At 73.8% G+C, this 20671-nt stretch carries 20 protein-coding genes; 7 read left to right on the top strand and 13 right to left on the bottom strand.

Annotated elements, in window-relative coordinates:
• The first annotated feature begins 106 nt into the window (after positions 1-106).
• Complete coding sequence (locus ACSNN8_RS27945; RefSeq protein ID WP_436652645.1) at positions 107-508, top strand: hypothetical protein; 402 nt, start codon at positions 107-109, stop codon at positions 506-508.
• A 159-nt stretch (positions 509-667) separates the two neighbouring features.
• Positions 668-2722: a cellulase family glycosylhydrolase gene (locus ACSNN8_RS27940; protein WP_436652643.1), complete on the top strand. Its 2055-nt coding sequence runs from the start codon at positions 668-670 to the stop codon at positions 2720-2722.
• Here the strand turns inward: ACSNN8_RS27940 and ACSNN8_RS27935 are convergent.
• Both ACSNN8_RS27935 and ACSNN8_RS27930 read right to left on the bottom strand, forming a co-directional pair.
• Positions 2703-3617 carry a DMT family transporter gene (locus ACSNN8_RS27935; RefSeq protein ID WP_436652641.1) on the bottom strand — a complete coding sequence of 305 codons (915 nt, stop codon included), beginning with the start codon at positions 3615-3617 and terminating at the stop codon, positions 2703-2705. The two genes, ACSNN8_RS27940 and ACSNN8_RS27935, sit on opposite strands and share 20 nt — an antisense overlap.
• A 71-nt stretch (positions 3618-3688) precedes the next feature.
• Positions 3689-4225 (bottom strand): TIGR03086 family metal-binding protein, encoded by a 537-nt coding sequence (locus ACSNN8_RS27930; protein WP_436652639.1) that lies wholly within the window; start codon positions 4223-4225, stop codon positions 3689-3691.
• Between the two features lie 63 nt (positions 4226-4288).
• Here ACSNN8_RS27930 and ACSNN8_RS27925 point away from each other — a divergent pair, with 63 nt between their 5' ends.
• Positions 4289-5062: an AraC family transcriptional regulator gene (locus ACSNN8_RS27925; RefSeq protein WP_436652638.1), complete on the top strand. Its 774-nt coding sequence runs from the start codon at positions 4289-4291 to the stop codon at positions 5060-5062.
• Positions 5063-5081: 19 nt separating this feature from the next.
• Here the strand turns inward: ACSNN8_RS27925 and ACSNN8_RS27920 are convergent, their stop codons facing one another.
• Positions 5082-5570, bottom strand: coding sequence for a MarR family winged helix-turn-helix transcriptional regulator (locus ACSNN8_RS27920; RefSeq protein ID WP_436652636.1), 489 nt, complete (start codon positions 5568-5570; stop codon positions 5082-5084).
• 87 nt (positions 5571-5657) lie between these two features.
• On the opposite strand from ACSNN8_RS27920, the gene ACSNN8_RS27915 reads away from it, so the two are divergent.
• Positions 5658-6233, top strand: coding sequence for an NADPH-dependent F420 reductase (locus ACSNN8_RS27915; protein ID WP_436652635.1), 576 nt, complete (start codon positions 5658-5660; stop codon positions 6231-6233).
• Between the two features lie 35 nt (positions 6234-6268).
• Here the strand turns inward: ACSNN8_RS27915 and ACSNN8_RS27910 are convergent, their stop codons facing one another.
• The 6 genes from ACSNN8_RS27910 to ACSNN8_RS27885 all read right to left on the bottom strand — a co-directional run bounded on the left by ACSNN8_RS27910 (position 6269) and on the right by ACSNN8_RS27885 (position 12215).
• On the bottom strand, positions 6269-6880 hold the full coding sequence (locus tag ACSNN8_RS27910; RefSeq protein WP_436652634.1) for a hypothetical protein: 612 nt from the start codon (positions 6878-6880) through the stop codon (positions 6269-6271).
• Entirely contained in the window at positions 6877-8211 is a 1335-nt protein-coding gene (locus ACSNN8_RS27905; RefSeq protein ID WP_436652633.1) for a hypothetical protein, read from the bottom strand. The genes ACSNN8_RS27910 and ACSNN8_RS27905 overlap by 4 nt, the downstream gene beginning before the upstream one ends.
• The gene (locus ACSNN8_RS27900; protein WP_436652631.1) at positions 8208-8996 is read right to left on the bottom strand and encodes an ATP-binding cassette domain-containing protein; all 789 of its coding nucleotides are present in this window, start codon (positions 8994-8996) and stop codon (positions 8208-8210) included. The genes ACSNN8_RS27905 and ACSNN8_RS27900 overlap by 4 nt, the downstream gene beginning before the upstream one ends.
• 19 nt (positions 8997-9015) lie before the next feature.
• Positions 9016-9804, bottom strand: a complete 789-nt coding sequence (locus ACSNN8_RS27895; protein WP_436652630.1) for a zf-HC2 domain-containing protein — start codon at positions 9802-9804, stop codon at positions 9016-9018.
• On the bottom strand, positions 9801-10340 hold the full coding sequence (locus tag ACSNN8_RS27890) for an RNA polymerase sigma factor (protein ID WP_436652628.1): 540 nt from the start codon (positions 10338-10340) through the stop codon (positions 9801-9803). The genes ACSNN8_RS27895 and ACSNN8_RS27890 overlap by 4 nt, the downstream gene beginning before the upstream one ends.
• Before the next feature lie 72 nt (positions 10341-10412).
• Positions 10413-12215: an NAD(P)-binding domain-containing protein gene (locus ACSNN8_RS27885; protein WP_436652626.1), complete on the bottom strand. Its 1803-nt coding sequence runs from the start codon at positions 12213-12215 to the stop codon at positions 10413-10415.
• 75 nt (positions 12216-12290) lie between these two features.
• Here ACSNN8_RS27885 and ACSNN8_RS27880 point away from each other — a divergent pair, with 75 nt between their 5' ends.
• Both ACSNN8_RS27880 and ACSNN8_RS27875 read left to right on the top strand, forming a co-directional pair.
• Positions 12291-13460, top strand: coding sequence for a hypothetical protein (locus ACSNN8_RS27880; RefSeq protein ID WP_436652624.1), 1170 nt, complete (start codon positions 12291-12293; stop codon positions 13458-13460).
• 39 nt (positions 13461-13499) lie between these two features.
• Positions 13500-14696, top strand: a complete 1197-nt coding sequence (locus ACSNN8_RS27875; protein WP_436652622.1) for an amidohydrolase — start codon at positions 13500-13502, stop codon at positions 14694-14696.
• A 25-nt stretch (positions 14697-14721) separates the two neighbouring features.
• Here the strand turns inward: ACSNN8_RS27875 and ACSNN8_RS27870 are convergent, their stop codons facing one another.
• From ACSNN8_RS27870 to ACSNN8_RS27855, 4 genes are read right to left on the bottom strand one after another with little or no spacing between them, the layout of a single operon-like run.
• On the bottom strand, positions 14722-15873 hold the full coding sequence (locus tag ACSNN8_RS27870) for a winged helix DNA-binding domain-containing protein (protein ID WP_436652620.1): 1152 nt from the start codon (positions 15871-15873) through the stop codon (positions 14722-14724).
• A 10-nt stretch (positions 15874-15883) separates the two neighbouring features.
• Positions 15884-16618 carry an SDR family NAD(P)-dependent oxidoreductase gene (locus tag ACSNN8_RS27865; RefSeq protein ID WP_436652618.1) on the bottom strand — a complete coding sequence of 245 codons (735 nt, stop codon included), beginning with the start codon at positions 16616-16618 and terminating at the stop codon, positions 15884-15886.
• A complete protein-coding gene (locus ACSNN8_RS27860; protein WP_436655444.1) occupies positions 16615-17466 on the bottom strand; it encodes a fumarylacetoacetate hydrolase family protein in 852 nt (283 codons plus the stop codon). The genes ACSNN8_RS27865 and ACSNN8_RS27860 overlap by 4 nt, the downstream gene beginning before the upstream one ends.
• Positions 17467-17513: 47 nt before the next feature.
• Complete coding sequence (locus ACSNN8_RS27855; protein WP_436652616.1) at positions 17514-18362, bottom strand: SMP-30/gluconolactonase/LRE family protein; 849 nt, start codon at positions 18360-18362, stop codon at positions 17514-17516.
• A 67-nt stretch (positions 18363-18429) separates the two neighbouring features.
• On the opposite strand from ACSNN8_RS27855, the gene ACSNN8_RS27850 reads away from it, so the two are divergent.
• Complete coding sequence (locus ACSNN8_RS27850) at positions 18430-20145, top strand: dihydroxy-acid dehydratase (protein WP_436652614.1); 1716 nt, start codon at positions 18430-18432, stop codon at positions 20143-20145.
• Positions 20146-20671 lie beyond the last annotated feature (526 nt).

The following is a 20671-nucleotide window of genomic DNA, read 5'->3' as shown; positions in this document are numbered from 1 at the left end:
TCGGCCCGCAGCTCGTCGGGCGCACCGAGAAGGCCCTCAACGCCCTGGGCAGGCAGCCGCCTGCGGGAGCCGGTCGGACCGGCGTGAATCCCGCTATGCTGCCCCGATGACGACGACGGCGACCCGCCGCAACATCCCGGCCTCCGGCTCCGCGCCGGGGTGGACGCTGGTGGCCGCCCAGGGCGGCTACGTGGCGCTCTACCTGCTCTGCGGCTGGCTGGCGCTGGCGCGCGCCGAGGAGGTCACCGGCCGCTGGCAGGTGCCGGAGTACGGCAGCGTCGACCCCGGTTGGGCAGGGGCGTTCGCGGCCGGCACGATCCTGCAGCTCGGCCCGGTCCTGACCGGCCTCGGCCTGTTCTGCTCGATCATGTTCTTCCTGATCGGCGGCGCGCGCGGAAACCGTCGCCTGACCGTCGCGCTGCTCGTCACCACCGCCGCGACCCTGGCGACGCTGGTGGTCTCGTTGACCCCCGCACCCCAGTCGCTGGGCGGCTGGCTCCTCGACTAACGGAAGCGCGGCATGGTAGGAGCGCCCGCCGCTGCGGCGCAAGCTTGGTAAGACAGAATTGGGAGCGCTCCCAAAATGCGGGCGCGCCCATTGACGCTCATCGAACCGCTTCGATACCGTCCGCTCCTCCTGTCACGCGCGCGTTTCGAAGGCGGACTCATGGCTCATTCCTCCGGAAGGCGACGGCTGCACGCGGCCGTCGCGGGCGTCGTCGCCCTGCTGACCCTGCTCGGCGTCTGGACCGCTACCTCCGCCGGCGCCGCCGCGGCCGGCTGCAAGGTCGTCTACACCGTCGGCGGCCAGTGGAGCGGCGGCTTCACCGCGAACGTCGCCGTCACGAACCTCGGTGACGCCGTCGACGGCTGGCGTCTCGCGTGGACGTTCCCGGCGGCGGGCCAGAAGGTCACGCAGGCCTGGAACGCCTCGGTCACGGCCGAGGGCGCCACCGTGACGGCCACCAACGCGAGCTACAACGGCTCGCTGGCGACCGGCGCCACCGCGTCGTTCGGCTTCAACGGCAGCTGGACCGGCAGCAACCCGATCCCCACGAGCTTCTCGCTCAACGGCGTGACCTGCACCGGCTCGGCCTCGACCGGCAGCGCGACCCCGACTCCCACCACGACCACCGCGCCGCCGCCGGCCGGCGACGCCGCCGAGACGGTCGCCGCCATGCAGCCGGGCTGGAACCTCGGCAACTCGCTCGACGCGACCGGCGCCGACGAGACCTCGTGGGGCAACCCGCGGGTCACCGAGGCGCTGCTCGAGGGCGTCAAGGCGCAGGGCTTCAAGAGCATCCGCATCCCGGTCACCTGGGGCCAGCACCAGGGCGGCGCCCCGGCGTACACGATCGAGCCCGCCTATCTGGCCCGCGTCAAGGAAGTCGTCGACTGGGCGCTGGCCGACGGCCTCTACGTGATGATCAACGTGCACCACGACTCCTGGCAGTGGCTCAACGCGATGCCCGGCGCGCAGGCCCGCTACGACGCCACCTGGACGCAGATCGCCGCGGCGTTCCGCGACCACTCCAGCAAGCTGGTCTTCGAGAGCGTCAACGAGCCGCAGTTCACCGACGAGGCGCAGAGCGAGGCGTACCTGGACGCGCTCAACAGGTCGTTCCACAAGATCGTGCGCGGCTCCGGCGGCGGCAACGCCACCCGGCTGCTGGTGCTGCCGACGCTGCACACCTCCGCCGACCAGGCCCACCTGGACGCACTGGCCGGCACGATCGCCGCGCTGAACGACAAGAACATCGCCGCGACCGTGCACTACTACGGCTACTGGCCGTTCAGCGTGAACATCGCGGGCACCACCACGTTCGACGCGACCACCCAGGCCGACCTCACCGGCTACCTCGACCGCTCGGCCGCCGCGTTCACCGCCAAGGGCATCCCGGTGATCATCGGCGAGTTCGGGCTGCTCGGCTTCGACCGCTCGCTCGACGCGGTGGAGCAGGGCGAGAAGCTCAAGTTCTTCGAGTTCCTCGGCTGGTACGCCCGGCAGAAGAACATCACCACGATGCTCTGGGACAACGGCCAGCACTTCGACCGTACGGCGCTGACCTGGAAGGACCCGGAGCTGTACGCCCAGATCAAGTCCAGCTGGACGACGCGCTCGGGCACCGCCTCGACCGACCAGGTGTTCCTCGCGAAGTCCGCCGCGATCACCGACCGGACCGTCACGCTCAACCTGAACGGCACGACGTTCTCGGCGCTGCGCTCCGGCAACGCCGACCTGGTCCGCGGCACCGACTACACGATCAGCGGCGACCAGCTCACGCTCAAGGCGGCGCTGCTGACCAGGCTGGCCGGCAACCGCGAGTACGGAGTGAACGCGAAGCTGTCGGTCGTGTTCAGCGCGGGCGTGCCGTGGCGGATCAACCTCATCTCGTACGACACCCCGGTCGCGGCGGCCGCGAGCGGGACCACGGCGGCGTTCGCCATCCCGGTGACCTTCCGCGGCGACCGGCTCGCCACCATGGAGGCCAAGTACGCCGACGGCAGCAACGCCGGCCCGCAGAACTGGACGTCGTTCAAGGAGTTCGCGTACACCTTCCTGCCGAACTACACCGCGAACACCGTGACGCTGACTCCGGAGTTCTTCGCCGAGGTCACCGACGGCGCCAAGGTGACGCTCACCCTGCACTTCTGGAGCGGCGCCAAGCTGAGCTACACCGTCACGAAGTCCGGGAGCACTGTCACTGGTGCGACCGCATGACGGGCTGCGGAGCCGGCCGCCGGCGCGGCCGGCTCCGCGACACCGCCACGCCGGCGAGGCACAGCGCCCCGCCGCCGACGGCGAGCAGGCCCGGAACCTCGTCGAGGATCAGCCAGGACAGGCCGATGACGACCACCGGGACCGCGTACGTCGTGGAGCCCATCTTCCCCGCGGTCGTGCGCGCCAGGGCGTACGCCCAGGTCGTGAACGCCACGGCCGTGGGGAAGACGCCCAGGTAGACGACGTTGAGCGTGGCGCTGATCGGCGCGTCGGCGAGGTCGCGGACCAGCTGCCCGGCGAACGGCAGGCACGCGACCGCGCCGATCAGGCAGCCGAACGTGGTGGCCTGCAGCGCGGACGCGTGCTTCAGCGCGGGCTTCTGGGCGACGACCCCCGAGGCGTACGTGACGGCGGCGACCAGGCACAGCACCACGCCCAGCACGGAGGACCGCCCGCCGCCGGACATGGACAGCCCCACCACGACCGCGCCCGCGAACGACACCGCGATGCCGGCCAGCAGCCGCGGCGGGAACCCCTCGTGCAGCAGCCACCCGGCGAGCAGCGCCATCAGCGCCGGGCCGACGTTGACGACCATCGCGGCGGTGCCCGCGTCGACCAGCTCCTCGCCCCAGTTGAGCGCCACCATGTAGAGCCCGAACCAGAGCACCCCCGACACCGCGATCCCCGGCCACGCCGCCCGGGGCGGGAGCCCCTGACGGCGTACGGCCAGAAACACCAGCAGCACCGCCGAGCCGGACAGCAGCCGGCCCAGCGCCAGGGAGCCGGGGGAGAAGTGCGGGGCCGCGGCCCGGATCCCGACGAACGCCGAGGCCCAGAACACGACCGTGACCGAGGCGGCAGCGACGGCTGTCCTCGGCACGCGATCAGAAGTCATACCGCCATCTCACATCGCCGACCTTTCGGCAGCCAGCGAAAAACGGACGCCACCCTCAGCGAGGACAGCGACTACTCCGGCTGCCCCGGCGGCGTGTCGCACGCGCTCCACGCCGGATCGCGTCCGCTCAGACCGAGCGCGCGGTCGAGGTCGCCCGCGCCGGCGGGGACCTCGACCGGCGGCCCGAACAGCCCCATCCGGCGGCCCTGCTCCTGAAAGGCGGTGAGGAACGTCAGCGTGGTGCCGGCAAGCTCCGCAGGGACGGGCAGCGCGCGACCGGTGGCGCGGGCGAGGTCCCAGCCGTGCAGGACGAGGTCGGCGACCAGCATGTCGGCCACGGTCCGCCCGGGCATGACCATGCCGCCCATGTCCACCGTCGCGGGCGGGCCGGCCCAGCTGAGCGCACTCAGGTCGTACCCCGGGAACGGTTCGCCCCAGTGCCCGGCGGGCACCGGGGCGCCGCTCATCGCCAGATCCAGAGCCGCGCCGACCTGGTGCAGATGGCCGATCAGCGCGGCGACGTCCCAGTCGTGGCACGGCGTGGGCGCGGTGGCGAGCGCGGGCGGGGTGTCGCGGACCAGCGCCGCGAGGTCGTCGGTGAAGGACATGCGGGCGACGCTAGGCGAAGCTGCGGGCGCGGTCTTGAAGAAAGGCGACAGTACGCTGGCGTCATGCCCGGGATCCTCGACGCGCTCGCCGCGGCGGATCACTTCCGGTACGCCCAGACGCCCCCGTCCGCCGACCTCGCCCCCTTCGTCGTGCACCACTGGCAGGTCAGCTGGGACCTGACCGGGCGCGAGCCGTTCACGCAGTGGGTGCTGCCGTTCCCGTCGGTCAACATCACGTTCACCGCCGGCCGCTGCCGGGTGGCCGGGGTGCCGCGCGGGCGGTTCTGCGAGGTGCTGACCGGCGCCGGGCGGGTGGTCGGCACGCGATTCCGCCCGGGCGGCTTCCGGCCGTTCGCGCAGGCGGAGGTCGCCACGCTGACCGGCCGCTTCGTCGGAGTCCACGATTTCTACGGCGAGGCCGGGCGGGCGCTGGCCGAGGTGGTCCCCGCTGCGGACGACGCGGCGGCCGTGCGCGAGATCGAGGCCTTTCTGCGCTCCTTCCGCCCCGTGCGGGACGCGGACGCCGAGCTCGTGGCCGTCGCGGTGGACCGGGCCGAGGCCGACCCGGCGATCGTGCGCGCCGACCAGCTCGCCGCGGCCACCGGCACCGGCCTGCGACGGCTGCAGCGGCTGTTCCGGGTGCACGTCGGGGTGGGACCGAAGTGGCTGATCCGCCGTTACCGGCTGCACGAGGCGGCCGAGCGGCTGACCGCCGGGGGCGAGCTGGACCTGGGGCGGCTGGCCGGCGAGCTGGGCTACAGCGACCAGGCGCACCTGACCCGCGACTTCACCGCGTTGATCGGGGCACCCCCGGCCCGTTACGCCCAGCGCCAGTAGCCGCCGCCGGAGGCCCGGGTCAGTCGTAGCGCTCGTAGACCGCGGACTTGGCGCGTTCGGGGTCGAGGCGGTGCAGGATGGCGTCGGCTATGGCGGACAGCTGGGTCACCTGCTCGGGGGTGAGGGCGTCGATCACGGTCTCGCGGACGGTGGTGACGTGGCCGGGGGCGGCCTGGACGACCTTGTCCCAGCCGGCCTCGGTGAGCCGCGCGTTGGTGGCGCGCTTGTCCTCGGGGCAGGGGAAGCGCTCGAGCAGGCCGCGTGCCTCGAGGCGCTGCACGACGTGGGACAGGCGCGCCAGGGTGGCGGTCGTGTTGTCGGCCAGCGCGGTCAGGCGCAGGGTGCGGCCGGGGGCCTCGGACAGCATGGCCAGCACGAAGTAGTCGAAGTGTGTGAGCTGCGAGTCGCGCCGCAGCTGGGAGTCGAGGGCGGCGGGCAGGAGCTCCAGCACGGCGGCCAGGCGCACCCAGGTCGCCTGTTCCTTCTTGTCGAGCCATCGCGTGTCCACGGTCACAAGTATTCCACGAGATTAGTTGTTGCTACAACAACGATGCTCATGAAATGGTTGTAGCAACAACCGAGTGAGGAGCTAGTCATGGCGACCATCAGCATCATCGGCACGGGGAACATGGGTCAGGCGATCGGCGGCCTGGTCGCGAAGGGCGGCAACACCGTCCAGCAGCTGAACACCTCGACCGCCGACCAGCCCGTCACCGGCGACCTCGTGATCCTCGCGGTGCCGCACGCCGCGCTCGCCGACATCGTGGCGACCCGCGGCGCCCAGCTCGCCGGCAAGGTGGTCGTCGACATCACCAACCCGGTCGACTTCGCCACCTTCGACGACCTGACCGTTCCCGCTGACGGGTCGGCCGCGGCCGAGCTGGCCGAGGCGCTGCCGCAGTCCAAGGTCGTGAAGGCGTTCAACACCAACTTCGCCGGCACGCTGGCCACCGGCTCGGTCGGGGCCGAGACCACCGCGGTGCTCATCGCGGGCGACGACGCGGACGCGAAGGCCGCCGTGGCCGGGGTCGTCGAGGCGGCGGGCCTGCGCGCGGTCGACGCCGGCTCGCTCAAGCGGGCCCGCGAGCTCGAGTCGCTGGCGTTCCTGCAGATGACCCTCGCGGCCCGCGAGAAGCTCTCCTGGACCGGTGGCTTCGCCGCCGTGGCCTGACGCGGAGGGGGCCGGGTGATCCCGGCCCCCGCCGGCTACTGACCCAGGATCGCCTCGGCGGGCGCCCGTCGAGGGCCTGCCCGCCAGGCGTAGGTGAGCACGCCCGCCCCGAACAGCCCGGCCGCCGTGGCGGCGGCGACCCTGCTCCCGGCCGGCTGCGTCAGCCAGAACACGGCCTGGGCCCAGCCGGGCTCGGAGCGGGTGAACATCAGCTGGGCGACGGTCCAGCAGATCGGCACCTGCCACGCCATCCGGGCGCCGGCCAGCGCCGCGCCCAGCCCGATCACGCCGGCCAGGCCGGCCGCGTCGCGGATCAGCACCTGCGCCGGGCCGAACGAGGCGCCGGTGGCGCGGCTCGCGACCAGCGGGACGCTGACCACCACGACGAGCACCAGCAGGTGCACCGCGCGCCGCGGCGGCCACGGCAGCGCCGCCGTGGACTCCAGCGAGTCGTCGTCGCCGGACAGCGTCGGGATCAGCGGCGCCAGCGCCAGCAGCACGGTCAGCATCGCCAGGTTGCCGTTGACCTCGCGGCTGTCGCTGAACACCGACCATCCGGCCCAGCTGAGCGCGGACGCCGCAACCGACAGCAGCAGCGCCGCGGGCAGGCGCCGGGAGCGGCAGTAGAAACCCAGCCAGCGCGTCACGACCGGGCCCCCGTGAGCAGCGGCAGCAGGTCCTCCCGGCAGGCCAGCGACGCGTCGCGCAGGGCCGTCACCCGCCGCAGCTGCTCCTGGGCGGGCAGCGCGCGGAGTTCGCGTACGGTGTCCCGGACGTCCTGCCGCATCTCCGGGTAGTACCGCAGGCCGTCGTCGACGCCGGTCAGCTCGTCCTTGCCCAGCAGCCAGGCGCCGGCCGCGTGCATGGCCACCAGATCCCGGCCCCCGCCGCGGCACCCGTTCCAGGTGGTGCCCGCGCCGGCGACGATGCTCTCCACGAGCGACCCGCCGCCGTCCAGGCCGAGGTCGAAGTTCACCGTGCCGGGCTCCGGGCGGGTGGTGCCCGTGCCGTCCCAGTCGGACTCGCCGGGCTGGTAGACCTCGTCCGCGCGCCACTCGACGGCCCGGGTGGGCGCCCCGGGCAGCTTGCCCAGCAGCGCCAGGGCCTCGCGCACCTGCGGCGCCGCGTCCCCCAGGGCGTACGCGTGGGCCTGGGTCACGCAGACCGGCCCGTCGCAGACGAGACGCTGGGCGGCGGTGTCCACATGGTACCGGTCGGCCATCGCCGTGCCGGGCACGATCGCGGCGACGGTGCCGGCCGCGCCCAGCACGACGGCCGCGGCCACGCGGGGCACCCAGGAGCGGCCCGCGGCGAGCAGCAACCCGGCGAGGAGCAGCCCCACGCCGAGCACCGCGTACCCGGTGACCGCCCGGCCGTTGATCGCCTCCCAGTCGTACGACGGGGGTTGCGCCAGCATCGACAGGTTCTCCAGCGGCGACGGCTCGCCGGGCGGGCCGGACTCGGAGAAGCCCAGCTGCAGCAGCAGTCCGAGGACCGCGACCAGCGGCGGCACGACCAGCGACGACCAGGCCCGGCCCGCGGCCACCCCGAGCCAGGCGCCGCCGGCCAGCACCAGCATCCCGCTCAGCGGCCACAGCACGGTCACCGCGCTCGCGTAGGAGCCGGTCGTCAGCAACAGGACCGCGCCGGCGGCGAAGACGAGCAGGTACGCCACGCCGGCCGCCGCTGCCAGCGCCAGCATCCCGGGCAGGACCCGCTGCAGGCGGGGCCGCGCGGTGCCGGCGACCAGCTCGTCGGCGCGGGTGCGGCGCTCGCGGCGGCCGAGCACGGCGCCGCCGGCCAGCGCGAGCGGGAGCAGCAGGAACAGCGACGACGCGTGCACGTACGCGAACATCAGCCACTCCGACCAGCGGAGGTTGCCGCTGAGCGCGAACAGCGCGGCGGAGGCCACGACGAGCAGGGCGGCGAGCGTGAGCGCGTTGGAGCGGCGCAGCTCGATGGCGAAGATCCGGCTCACGACGCGCTCCGGTGGCCCGCGAGCAGCGTGGTGTAGCCGCGCTCGGCCGCGCTGTCGCCGGTGCCGCCCTGCTCGCCGAGCCGGGTGAGGTCGGCGGGCAGCCCCTGCCAGACGAGCCTGCCCTGGTCGAGCAGCACGACGTCGCTGCAGGCCGCCACCACGTCCTCGACCAGGTGGGTGGAGACCACCACGCAGCTGTCCGCGCCCAGCTCGCGCAGCAGCGTCCGGAACTCGACGCGCTGCTCGGGGTCGAGCCCGACGGTCGGCTCGTCGAGCAGCAGCAGGCCGGGGTCGTTGACGATGGCCTGCGCGATGCCGGCGCGGCGCAGCATGCCGCCGGAGAGCGTCCTGAGCCGCGCGTCGGCCCGGCCGGTGAGCCCGACCCGGTCGACCGCGCGCTGCACGGCGTCCGGGATCGCGGCCTTGGGCATCTCGCGCAGCCAGGCCATGTACTCGACGTACTCGCGCACGGTGAAGCGGGGGTAGAAGCCGAAGTGCTGCGGCAGGTAGCCGAGCCGCCGGCGCAGCGGGCGCAGCGTGCGCCCGTCGGTCACGTCGGCGCCGAGCAGCCGCAGCCGGCCGCCGGAGGGCCGGTGCACCGTCGACAGCGCCCGCATGAGCGTGGTCTTGCCGGCGCCGTTGGGTCCGAGCAGCCCGTGCACGCCGGTGCCGAGCTCGAGGTCGAGGCCGTCCACGGCGAGGTGCCGCCCGGCCCTGACCCGCAGCCCGGCGGCCTCGACCGGCCAGGCGTACGTCGTGGGTCCGAGCTCGGTGGCGCTGACCATCCGTACCAATGTCGTCTCCTCAGCCGAAGCGGTGGTCGCCGGCGCGCAGGCCGGCCAGAACGGCGCCGGTCAGGGCGGCGACCGCCCAGACCGGCATGGTCGACGGCGCGATGACCGCCGGGGGGTTCGAGGTGGCGATCGCGGGCAGGGCGACCGCCAGCAGCCAGCCGCCGGCCAGGACCGCCGCCGCCCGGCTCACGCCGACGAGGCCGCCGAGCAGCAGCGTCGCCGCGGTGAAGGCGAGGCTGGGCAACAGCCACAGCGCCGGCGACATGCCCAGCCGCCAGCCCGCCACGGCCAGCGGCGGCAGCACCGTCGCGAGGACCACGACCGTGCGGCGCAGCAGCAGTTCCAGGCCGGCGCGCGCGGTCCCCGAGGTGATCTCCCACGCCGGGTCGGCGCGCCGGGACCAGCTGATCGCCAGGCCCGCGAGCGGCGCCACCGGCGCCAGCAGCAGCACCAGCGACGGCCGCTCGGGGAACTCCCGGTCGAGCAGGAAGGCCGCGAGCACGGCGCCGAGCACCGTGACGGTCCACGGGATCACCGACCACACCGCCCAGCGGTGCGCCCGGCGGCGCCAGGCACGTCGCCGGACCGGCGCAGGCCCGGAGCGAACTCCCTTGTCGAGGCGCACCTGCACGTCGTCGAGCAGCGCCCGCAGCGGAGGCGCGGCCTGGGCGGCGAGCAGCCCGCGGCAGCCGGCGCAGCCCTCCAGGTGGACCTCGATCGCCCAGACGGCGGCCGGGTCCTGGTGCGGGTCCCCGGCGGTGTAGGCGGCCAGCGAGGCGGCCGGGATGTGGTCGGTCACGACAGCGCCTCCCGCAGCACGGTCCGGGCGCGCCGGGCCCGGCTCTTGACGGTTCCCTCGGGCAGCCCGAGCAGGATCGAGGTCTCGCGAACGGTCAGCCCGTCGAGGACCATCGCGTGCAGCACCTCGCGCAGCTCCGGCGCCAGGCGCGAGAGCGCGGCGCCGACGTCGTCGCCGATCGAGCCCGCGAGCGCCTCGTCCTCGGCGGCCGGCGCCGCGCGTACGGGAAGCTCCTCGGCCGGCACCTCGGGATGCCGGGCCCGGCGGCGCATCGCGTCGACGAGCCGGTGCGCGGCGATGGTCCACAGCCAGCCCGCGCCGCTGCCGCCGCCGTGCGCCCCGGCGAACGAGCCCGCCGCCCGCCACACCGCGAGGTACGTGTCCTGCAGGACCTCGGCCACCATTCCGTCGTCGGAACAGCGGCGCCGCAGCCGCACGGCCAGCCACGGCGACGTGCGCCGGTACAGCTCGTCGAACGCGGCCCGGTCGGCCCGGGCGACGCGCCGCAGCAGCTGCTCCTCGTCCAGCTCGGTCACTTCCACATCAGGACAGACGACGGCGCCACCCGCGACGGATCATCCTCGCGAGTGGCGCCGGTCACATTCCGCTCAGGACGTGTGGTACGACTCCTGGAGCCGGTAGACGGGGGTCGGGATGCCCTCGTAGCGGGCCTTGAGCTGCAGCGCCAGATAGAGCGAGTAATGCCGCGACTGGTGCAGGTTGCCGCCGTGGAACCACAGGTTCTCCTGCTGGGTGGGCTTCCACATGTTGCGCTGCTCGCCCTCCCACGGGCCCGGGTCCTTGGGCGTGTCCGACCCCAGGCCCCACACCTTGCCGACCCGGTCGGCGGTCTGCGCGTCGACGATGTCGGCCACCCAGCCGTTCATCGAGCCGTACCCGGTCGCGTACACCACCAGGTCCGCGGGCAGCTCCGTGCCGTCCTCCAGCACCACCGCGTCCTCGGTGAGGTGGTCGACCTGGCCGTGCGCGAGCTTGACCCGGCCGTCGGCGACCAGCTCGGCCGCGCCCACGTCGATGTAGTAGCCGGACCCGCGTCGCAGGTACTTCATGAACAGCCCGGACCCGTCGGCGCCCCAGTCGTGGTCGAAGCCCGCCTTCTCCAGCCGCGCGTAGAACTCGGCGTCGCGCTCGGCCATCCGCTCGTACAGCGGGATCTGGAACTCATGCATGATCCGGTACGGGATCGACGCGAAGATCATGTCGGCCTTGTCGGTGGTGATGCCGGACGCGACCGCGCGCTCGGAGTAGAGGTCGCCCAGCCCGATGTCCATCAGCGACGCCGACTTCACGATGTGCGTGCTCGACCGCTGCACCATCGTCACGTCCGCGTCGTGCTCCCACAGCGCGCCGCAGATGTCGAACGCCGAGTTGTTGGAGCCGATGACGACGACCCGCTTGCCCGCGTACGCCTCCGGTCCCGGATGCCGGCTGGAGTGCTGCTGCTCGCCGCGGAACACGTCCTGCCCGGGCAGGCTCGGGTAGTTGGGCTTGCCGGACATGCCGGTCGCGAACACCACGTGCGCGGGCCGCAGCTCGACCGATCCGCCCTCGCGCTCGACGGTGACGCTCCAGCGCCTCTCCTGCGCGTCGAAGGTCGCCGAGCGTACGGCCGAGTTCGTCCAGTACGGCACCTCCATGACCCGCGTGTACATCTCCAGCCAGTCGCCGATCTTGTCCTTGGGCGAGAACACCGGCCAGGTCGGCGGGAACGGCAGGTACGGCAGGTGGTCGTACCAGACCGGGTCGTGCAGGCAGAGGCTCTTGTACCGGCCCCGCCACTGGTCGCCGGGCCGCGCGAACTTGTCGAGCACCAGGGCGGGCACGCCGAGCTGCCGCAGCCGGGCCCCGAGCGCGATGCCGCCCTGCCCGCCGCCGATCACCACGACGTACGGCTGCTCCTCGACGCCCAGCGTGGCGGCCTCGGCCTCGCGCCGCTCCTTCCACGACTGCCGGCCCTTGGCGAGCTCGTGCTCCACGCCCTGCGGCCGCCGCGCGCCCAGGCTCTCCTCGTGGCCCTTGAGCTCGCGCAGCGTCGTCAGCAGCGTCCACGCGCCCTCGGGCCTGAGCCGCAGATGGCCCGTGCCGCGGCCGACCGCCGTCTCGAACCGGATCCACGCCTCGATCACGCCGCCGCTCTCGGTGGGCTCCTCGAGCAGCTCGAAGCCGCCCGGGTCGGTCGTGTCGAGCGTGTGCGCCAGCAGGTCGGCCACCCCGTCGCGGCCCTCGACCGTCGTGATGTTCCAGGTGAACGCGACCAGGTCGCGCCAGAAGCCGCCGGGGGCGAACAGCGCGGCCGCGGCCGTCACGTCCCGGGCCCGCAGCGCGGCCTCGAAGGACGCGAGCCAGTCGTCCACGCGCTGCCGTACGGGAAGCTCGGTTGTCTGCGTCATGGCAGCCAGCGAACCGCTCCGGTCGCGGTGCGCAACAGGGTTGCAACACATTGCACACGCGCGCCATATTCGCGTATGGGCGAATTCAGCGCGGTGCGGCCGGGCACCGACCTGCCCCGGCATGCCCGCGAGCTGCGCCGTGTGCACGACGCCGTGCTCGCCGGCGGCCGCCCGCCGCACGCCCCGCGCGCCCTGGTCGAGCGCTCGTGGAGCCGGGTGCTCGGGCTGGGCCTCGACCCCGGCCGTGCCAACGCCCGCGACCCGCTGCCCTTCGACGAGGTCGAGCGGCTGCGCCGCGAGTCCCCGCTGGCGCTGATCGTCGACGAGCTGCTGCGCCTGGCCGACGGCCTGCTGCTGGTCGTCACCGACGCCGGCGGCGTGATCCTGTGGCGGGCCGGCCCGTCCGCGCTGCTGCGCCGGGCCGACGCGCTCGGCTTCGGCGAGGGCGCCGACTGGACCGAGGCCGCCGTCGGCACCAACGCCATCGGCACCGCGCTGGTCGAGGCCGCGCCCGTGCAGCTGTTCTCGGCCGAGCATTTCGAGCAGGCCCAGCACGCCTGGTACTGCACCGCCCACCCGGTGCACGACCCGCGCACCGGCGAGCTGCTGGGCATCGTCGACGTCAGCGGCCCCGCGCTCACCCTGCACCCCGCGGTCGGCGCCCTGGTCGAGACCGGCGTACGGCTGGCCGAGGCCCAGCTCTGGCGCCACCACACCGACCACCTCGACCGCCTGCGCCGCTCGGCCGCCCACGTCATCGCGGCCGTCCGCGGCCCGCTGCTGATCGTCGACGACCACGGCTGGGTCGCCGCCGCCGACGGCGTGGCCGCCCGCGACCGCATCGGCGCACCGAGGCCCGGCGCCGCGCTCGGCGTGCCCGGCCTCGGCCTGTGCCTGCCCGAACGCCTCGCCGAGGGCTGGCTGGTCCGCCCCGCCGGCGCGCAGCACGCCCTGCGTGCCACCCTCGACCTGCGCGCCTCGCCCGTGCTCGAGGTCCGCGGCGGGTCCGCGCCGTGGCGCACGCCGCTGACCCGCCGCCACGCCGAGATTCTGAGCCTGCTGGCCGCGTGCGGCCCCGCGGGCCTGACGGCCGCACAGCTCAGCGGCCGTCTGTTCGGCGATGCCGACCACGTCGTCACCGTCCGGGCCGAGGTCTCACGGCTGCGCCGGGCGATCGGCGCCCTGGTCGCGACCAGCCCCTACCGCCTGGCGGAGGGCGTGAGCCTGCGGATCGACCGGGGCTGAGCCCTTCGATCCGCGCGCCGGGGCGCGTAGCGTGCAGCCATGGACCCGGCGAGGCTTCGCGCCGTCTACGAGGATCTGCACCGTCATCCGGAACTGTCCTTCCAGGAGCACCGGACCGCCGGCATCGCCGCGGCGTGGCTGCGCGAGTGCGGGTACGAGGTGGTCGAGGGGCTCGGCGGCACGGGCGCCGCCGGGGTGCTGCGCCGCGGTGACGGTCCGGTGGTGTGGTTGCGCGCCGACATGGACGCGCTGCCCGTCGCCGAGGAGACCGGGCTGCCGTATGCCAGCGGCGTCGACGGGGTGTCGCACGCCTGCGGCCACGACATGCACGTCACCTGGCTGATGGGGGCGGCGGCCGAGCTCGCGTCGGCCCGCGACTGGCGGGGCACGGTGGTGGCGGTGTTCCAGCCGGCCGAGGAGCTCGCCAAGGGCGCCCAGGCGATGGTGGACGACGGCCTCGCCGACCGCGTGCCCCGGCCGGACATCGTGCTCGGCCAGCACGTCGCCCCGCTGCCCGCGGGCAGCATCGGCCTGACACCCGGCCCGATGTGGGCGGCCTCCGACTCGTTGCGGGTCACCGTCCACGGCCGGGGCGGGCACGGCTCCCGGCCCGAGACGACCGTCGACCCGGTGGTCATCGCCGCGGCGACGGTGCTGCGGCTGCAGACGATCGTCTCGCGGGAGGTGTCCACCGCCGAGACGGCCGTGGTCAGCGTCGGCTCGGTGCAGGCCGGCACCAAGCACAACATCATCCCCGACACCGCCACGCTGCTGCTCAACGTGCGCACGTACGACGCGAAGGTGCGCGACCGGGTGCTGGCCGCGATCAGGCGCATCGTCGCCGCCGAGGCCGCGGCGGCCGGCGCACCGCGCGATCCGGTGGTCGTGCTCGAGGAGTCCACGCCGACGCTGACCAACGACGTCGCGGCGGCCGAGCGGACCCGCCCGGCGCTGGAGTCGGTGGCCGGCCCCGGCCGGGTGTTCGACCCGGGCCCGCTGCCCAGCAGCGAGGACGTGCAGGTGCTGGCCACCGCCGCGGGCGCGCCGATCACCTACTGGCTGCAGGGCGGCGCCGACCCCGCGCTCTTCGCCGGCGCCACCACCAGGGAGCAGCTCATGGAGGTCGCCGGGCGCATCCCGTCGAACCACTCGCCGCAGTACCACCCGGTGCCGCACCCGACGATCGAGGCCGGCGTGGCCTCCCTGCTCGCCGCCGCCCGGGCCTGGCTGAGCTGAGCACCCCGGCCGCTCCGTCCACGCCTCAGGGCTTCATGGCGGGGGAGGAGTAGACGCTGCCCACGCGGTGGCCGTCGAGCCAGGCGGTCAGGCGGGCGGCCTCGGCGTCGAGCAGCCGGCGGCCGTCGGCAGGCACGTCCTCGAGCAGGCGCACCCGGACGACTCCGGCGGCGTCCTGGGTCCAGCAGCCCACGGCGCGGCCGTTGAACCAGGCGGTGGTGCCGGCGTTGCCGTTGCGGTCGAACAGCAGCGAGCGGTGCGGGCCCAGGTAGAAGTCGCGGCCCCTCCAGCCCATCACGGTGGGGTCGAGGACCGGCAGCAGCGCGGCCCACGGCTCGGGCCAGGGCACCACGCCGAGGTCGTCGGGCAGCAGCCAGCCGGTCGCGCCGCCGTCCAGGGTCACCGGCTCGGCGGCCAGGGCGGTCAGGGCGGCGCGCACGACCGCCTTGGTGGAGCCGAGCCACCATACGAGGTCGTCCTCGGTGCCGGGGCCGAACGTGAACAGCCAGCGGCGGACCAGCTCCCGGTAGCCCTCGTCCGCGGACAGCGGGGCCGGCACCGGGGACAGCCAGTGCCGCATGAGGGTCCACCGGGGCCGCGAGACGTGCCAGCCCTGCGTGTTGGTCCCCCGCACGACGTCGCCGGTCAGACCCAGGTGGGTCAGCACCCGTCCCGCGCTCCACGAGACGCCGGGCGTCACCGCGACCTTGACGTCGATCATCGGCACGGCCCGGCGCAGGTCGGCGGCGAGCAGACCCTCGGGCGCGTCGGCGAGCACGTCGAGCACGGCGGCGCGGGCCCGGTCGAGCCACTCGTGGCCGTCCGCGGCCAGCCCGGCCTTGACCGCGTCCTTCGTGATCGCGGCGCGTTCCATGGCCGCGGACCGGGCCGACGCGCTCGGCCACACGAAGGGCAGCAGCTCGCGCGGGAAGACGAACAGCGTCCGCCGCATCGCCAACTGCTTGACCAGCGTACGGTCGGCGTACAGCGCACGGTCGACGTCCGCAGCCGACAACGACGGCACCCGCGCCCAGCAGGACAGGTACACGGTCGCCGGCTCGGTGGAGTGCAGCACCGTCATCGCCCGCGTGGCAGCCTCGGGCGATTCCGCCTTGCCGGCCAGCGCGTGCCGTACGGCCAGCCGGGCACGCCGTTCCTCGTTGCTCACGTGGCGCATGACGCCAAGACTATTTGCGCAGCCGCAGACCCTGCATGCCGCCGTCCACGGCCAGCGCGACACCGGTGGTCGCCGACGCGTCCGGCCCCGCCAGGTACGCGATGGCGTCCGCGACCTCGTCGGCGCTGACCAGCCGCCCGGTGGGCTGGCGGGCCTCCAGCGCGGCCCGCTCGGCCTCGGGGTCGTCGGCGGCGGCGAGCAGCCGGCCGATCCACGGCGTGTCGGCCGTCCCCGGGTTCACGCAGTTCACGCGGATGCCCTCGGCGAGGTGGTCGGCGGCCATCGCCAGCGTCAGCGACAGCACCGCGCCCTTGGTGGCGCTGTAGAGGGCCCGGCGCGGCAGCCCGGCGGTGGCGACGATCGAGCACGTGTTGACGATCGCGGCGTGCGACGACTCGCGCAGGTGCGGCAGCGCGGCCCGGGTCACCCGCACCATGCCCTGCACGTTGACGTCGAAGACCCGCGCCCACTCGGCGTCGTCGTTCTCCTCGACGGTGCCCTGCGCGCCGATGCCCGCGTTGTTGACCACCACGTCGAGCCCGCCGAACTCGGCCGCCGCCGCGGCGACCGCCGTCCGTACCGAGGTGTCGTCGGTGACGTCGCAGCGCAGGCCGAGCAGCGGCGCGGGCACGTCGGTGTTCAGGTCGAGCGACGCGACCCGGTAGCCGCGCCGGGCCAGCAGCCCCGCGGTGGCCAGGCCGATGCCCGAGGCGCCGCCGGTGACGATCGCGCGCAGCCCGGTCATCGGGGGCCCACCACGCGCTGGCGGGCGCTGCCCAGGTGCTGGATGCCGAGCGTCATCACGTCGCCGGGCTTCAGATAGACCGGCGGCTTCATGCCGAGCCCGACTCCCGGCGGCGTGCCGGTGTTGATGAGGTCGCCCGGCTCCAGCACGAGGAACTGGCTGAGGTAGTGCACCACGAAGTACGGGTCGAAGATCATGGTCTTGGTGGTGCCGGTCTGGCGGCGCTCGCCGTTGACGTCGAGCCACATGTCGAGGTCGCGCACGTCGGGGATCTCGTCGGGGGTGGCCAGCCACGGGCCCGCGGGGTTGAACGTCTCGGCCGACTTGCCCTTGACCCACTGGCCGCCGCGCTCGTTCTGGAACGCCCGCTCGCTGACGTCGTTGACCAGCACGTAGCCGGCGATGTGGTCCGCGGCCGCCTCGGGGGAGTCCAGGTACGAGGCGCGCTTGCCGATCACGACGCCGAGCTCGACCTCCCAGTCGGTCTTGGTTGAGCCGCGCGGGATCCGTACGTCGTCGTCCGGTCCGATCAGCGTGTTGGGCGACTTGTTGAACACGATCGGCTCGGCGGGCACGGCCTGCCCCGTCTCGGCGGCGTGGTCGCTGTAATTCAGCCCGATGCACAGGATCTGGTGCGGCCGCCCGATCGGGGCGCCGATCCGCTGGTCGCCGAACGGCTGCACGTCGCCGGCCGCGACCCGCTCGGCCACCGGGCCGGCCAGACGTGCGAGGCCGCCGCTGCCGAAGAACGTCTCGTCGAAGTCCGGCGCCAGGTCGGACACGTCGACGTAGGTGTCGTCCGAGACGCGGACGGCGGTCTTCTCGACGCCGGGCGCGCCGATGCGCATCAGTTGCACGGCCGAACTCCTTCTCTCAGGGCTTCCAGTACGGCGTATCAGGGCTTCCAGTACGGCGTACGCAGACCGGTCGTTCCCACGTCGGCGGTGAACAGGCGTCCGGAGGTGGGGTGCCGGGTCAGGTCGGCGGGCGACATGTTCTCGGTGGCGGTCGTGATCACCAGGACGTCGAGGCCGGGCCCGGCGAACGCGCAACTGGTCGGCTGGGGCGCCGACACCTCCACGACCGCGAGCAGGTCGCCGGTGGGCGTGCGGCACTCGACCCGCCCGCGGCCGTGGACCGCGATCCACAGGTTGCCGAGGGTGTCCACGCACATGCCGTCTGGCGTGCCGTCGGAGATGCGGAACGCCTCCCGGCGCTCACCGGACGGGTAGGCGCGGGCGTACACGATGCCGGGCACCGAGTCGATGCTGTAGAGCGTGCCCCCGTCCGGGCTCCACGCCAGCCCGTTCGACAGGGTCAGGTCGTCGTCGAGCACGGTCACCGCGTCGCCGTCCAGCCGGACCAGCCGCTGGGTGCCCTGCGAGCCGTCGAGGGCCATGCTGCCGATCAGGAACCGGCCGTCCGGGTCGACACCGCCGTCGTTGAGGCGGCTGCCCGCCCGGCCGAGCCGGGCCAGCGGCGTACGGCCGGCGGCCTCGACGACGTCGCTGCGCGTGGCCACCAGCAGGTCGCCCGCCTGCGACACGGCCACCGCGCACGCCAGGTCGCCGAACTCCCAGGTCTGCGTGACCGTGATCCGGCCGGGCTCGACGTGGCCCGCGTGCACCGTGCCGCCGAGGATGTCGACCCACAGCAGCCGCTGCCGGTCGTGATCCCAGATGGGTCCCTCGCCGAGGGCGTACGCCTCCGCGCCCGCCGGCCTGGCCACGAAGCGCGCCGTCATGGTCTCCGATCGTAGGCCCCCGTAGCCGATCTTCCCAGTTCGCCGGGACGGGGGTTACAGTCCGGGCATGGCTGTTCGACGGAGCGCACAGTGGTACGGCGGCGACGACCGGAACAGCTACATCCATCGCGCCTGGATGCGGCGGGGGCTGCCCGCCGACGCGTTCGACGGCCGCCCGCACATCGCGATCGCGAACACCGCCTCCGACCTGACGCCGTGCAACATGCACCTCGACGAGGTCGCCCGCAGCGTCGCCGACGGCATCCACCGCGCGGGCGGCGTCGCGCTGAACCTGCCGGTCGTGTCGCTCGGCGAGACGCAGGTGCGCCCGACCGCGATGCTGTGGCGCAACATGGCCGCGATGGCGATCGAGGAGATGCTGCGGGCCAACCCGATCGACGGCGTCGTGCTGCTCGGCGGCTGCGACAAGACGATCCCCGCGCTGCTCATGGCGGCCGCGTCGGTCGACCTGCCGGCCGTCGTGGTGCCCGGCGGCCCGATGCTCACCGGCACGTTCCGCGGCGTCCCGCTGGGCTGCGGCACGGACGTGTGGAAGCTGTCCGAGGAGGTGCGCGCGGGCACGCTGGCCGAGGCCGAGTTCCAGCGCTCCGAGTCGTCGATGATCCGCAGCAAGGGCCACTGCAACACGATGGGCACCGCCTCGACCATGGGGCTGCTCGCCGAGGTGCTCGGCATGACGCTGCCCGGCGTCGCGGGCACGCCCGCCCCCGACAGCCGCCTGCTCGAGGCCGCGCACGCCACCGGCGTGCTCGCCGTCGACCTCGTCGAACGCGACCTGCGGCCGAGCGCGGTGATGACCCGCGCGTCGTTCCTCAACGCTGTCGTGGCGCTGGCTGCCCTCGGCGGCTCCACCAACGCCGTGGTGCACCTGCTCGCGATCGCCGGCCGGCTGGGCGTCGAGCTCACCCAGGACGACTTCGACCGTACGGGCGCCGGTGTGCCGTTGCTGGTCGACCTGCAGCCGGCGGGCCGTTTCCTGATGGACGACCTGTACCGCGCCGGCGGCCTGCACGCGGTGCTCGCCGAGGTCCGCGACCTGCTCGACCCCGCGGCGCTGTGCGTGACCGGCGACCCGTTCGTCGACCACCTGGCGGACGCCCGCGTCTACGACCGCGAGGTGATCCGCCCGCGCGAGGACCCGCTGCAGCTGGAGGCAGGCATCGCCGTGCTCTACGGCAACCTCGCCCCCGGCGGCGCCCTCGTCAAGCCGGCCGCCGCCAGCCCCGCCCTGCTGCAGCACCGCGGCCCGGCCGTCGTCTTCGACTCCGTCGAGGACCTCAAGGCCCGCCTCGACGACCCGTCGCTGGAGGTCACCGCCGACTCGGTGCTCGTGCTGCGGGGATGCGGCCCCAAGGGCTACCCCGGCATGCCCGAGGTGTCCAACATGCCGCTGCCCGCCAAGCTTCTCGCCGACGGCGTCCGCGACATGGTGCGCATCTGCGACGGCCGGATGAGCGGCACCGCGTACGGCACGGTGGTCCTGCACGTAGCCCCCGAGGCCGCCGCCGGCGGGCCGCTGGCCAAGGTCCGCACCGGCGACATGATCGTCCTCGACCTCGAACGCCGCCGCCTCGACGTCGACGTCCCCGCCGCCGAGTGGGAGGCCCGCGAGCCGTCCCCGGAGGCCACGCGCGCTTATGCGTCGCCGCGCCGGGGGTGGGAGAAGCTCTACGTCGAGACGGTCGGCCAGGCCAACACCGGCGCCGACTGCGACTTCCTGCTCGGCTCCAGCGGCGATCAAGTCTCCAGGGAGTCGCACTGAGGACCTGTGGACAACCGGCCCCTCTCCCAGGCGGCGGGTGTATGGTCGCGTCCCTTCGGCCCCACCGCCGCTCCCCGGGTGGGTGGGGGGTAGGGATGGCCCCACCGCATGATCGTCGCGGAGCCATCTTCCGGCTGGTGATGCACCGCGGTCGGCCCAGTGCCGCGGCGACCATTGCCTGGCCCGCGCCTTCACGCAGTCGGCCGGCGAGCACGACCGGCTCATGCTGCGACCAGGGCGCGTCTCGAAGGAGATGTGTCGTTGGTCGGTACGCAGTGAGGTCCATCGACCAACAAGAACATGAATGTTGGAGACCTCGTGGCCACCATGGCGGTGACGAGGCGGCTTGATCTGACCGACGCGCAATGGGCGCGCAGCCGGAGGCGTTGTTGCCTGCGCTGAAGCGGCCCAGTCGGCCGTCGCAGTGGACGAATCGACAATTGATCGACGGCATCCCGTGGCGGATGCGTGTCGGCGCGCCATCGCGTGGCGTACCTGCTGGCCATGAGGTCATGGCAGGCGGTGT

The organism is Actinoplanes sp. URMC 104 (genome assembly GCF_051386375.1).
In the GTDB taxonomy this organism is placed as follows: Bacteria; Actinomycetota; Actinomycetes; order Mycobacteriales; family Micromonosporaceae; genus Actinoplanes.
Note: the sequence above shows the minus strand (reverse complement) of the source record. Positions and strands in the feature narration are given on the sequence as shown.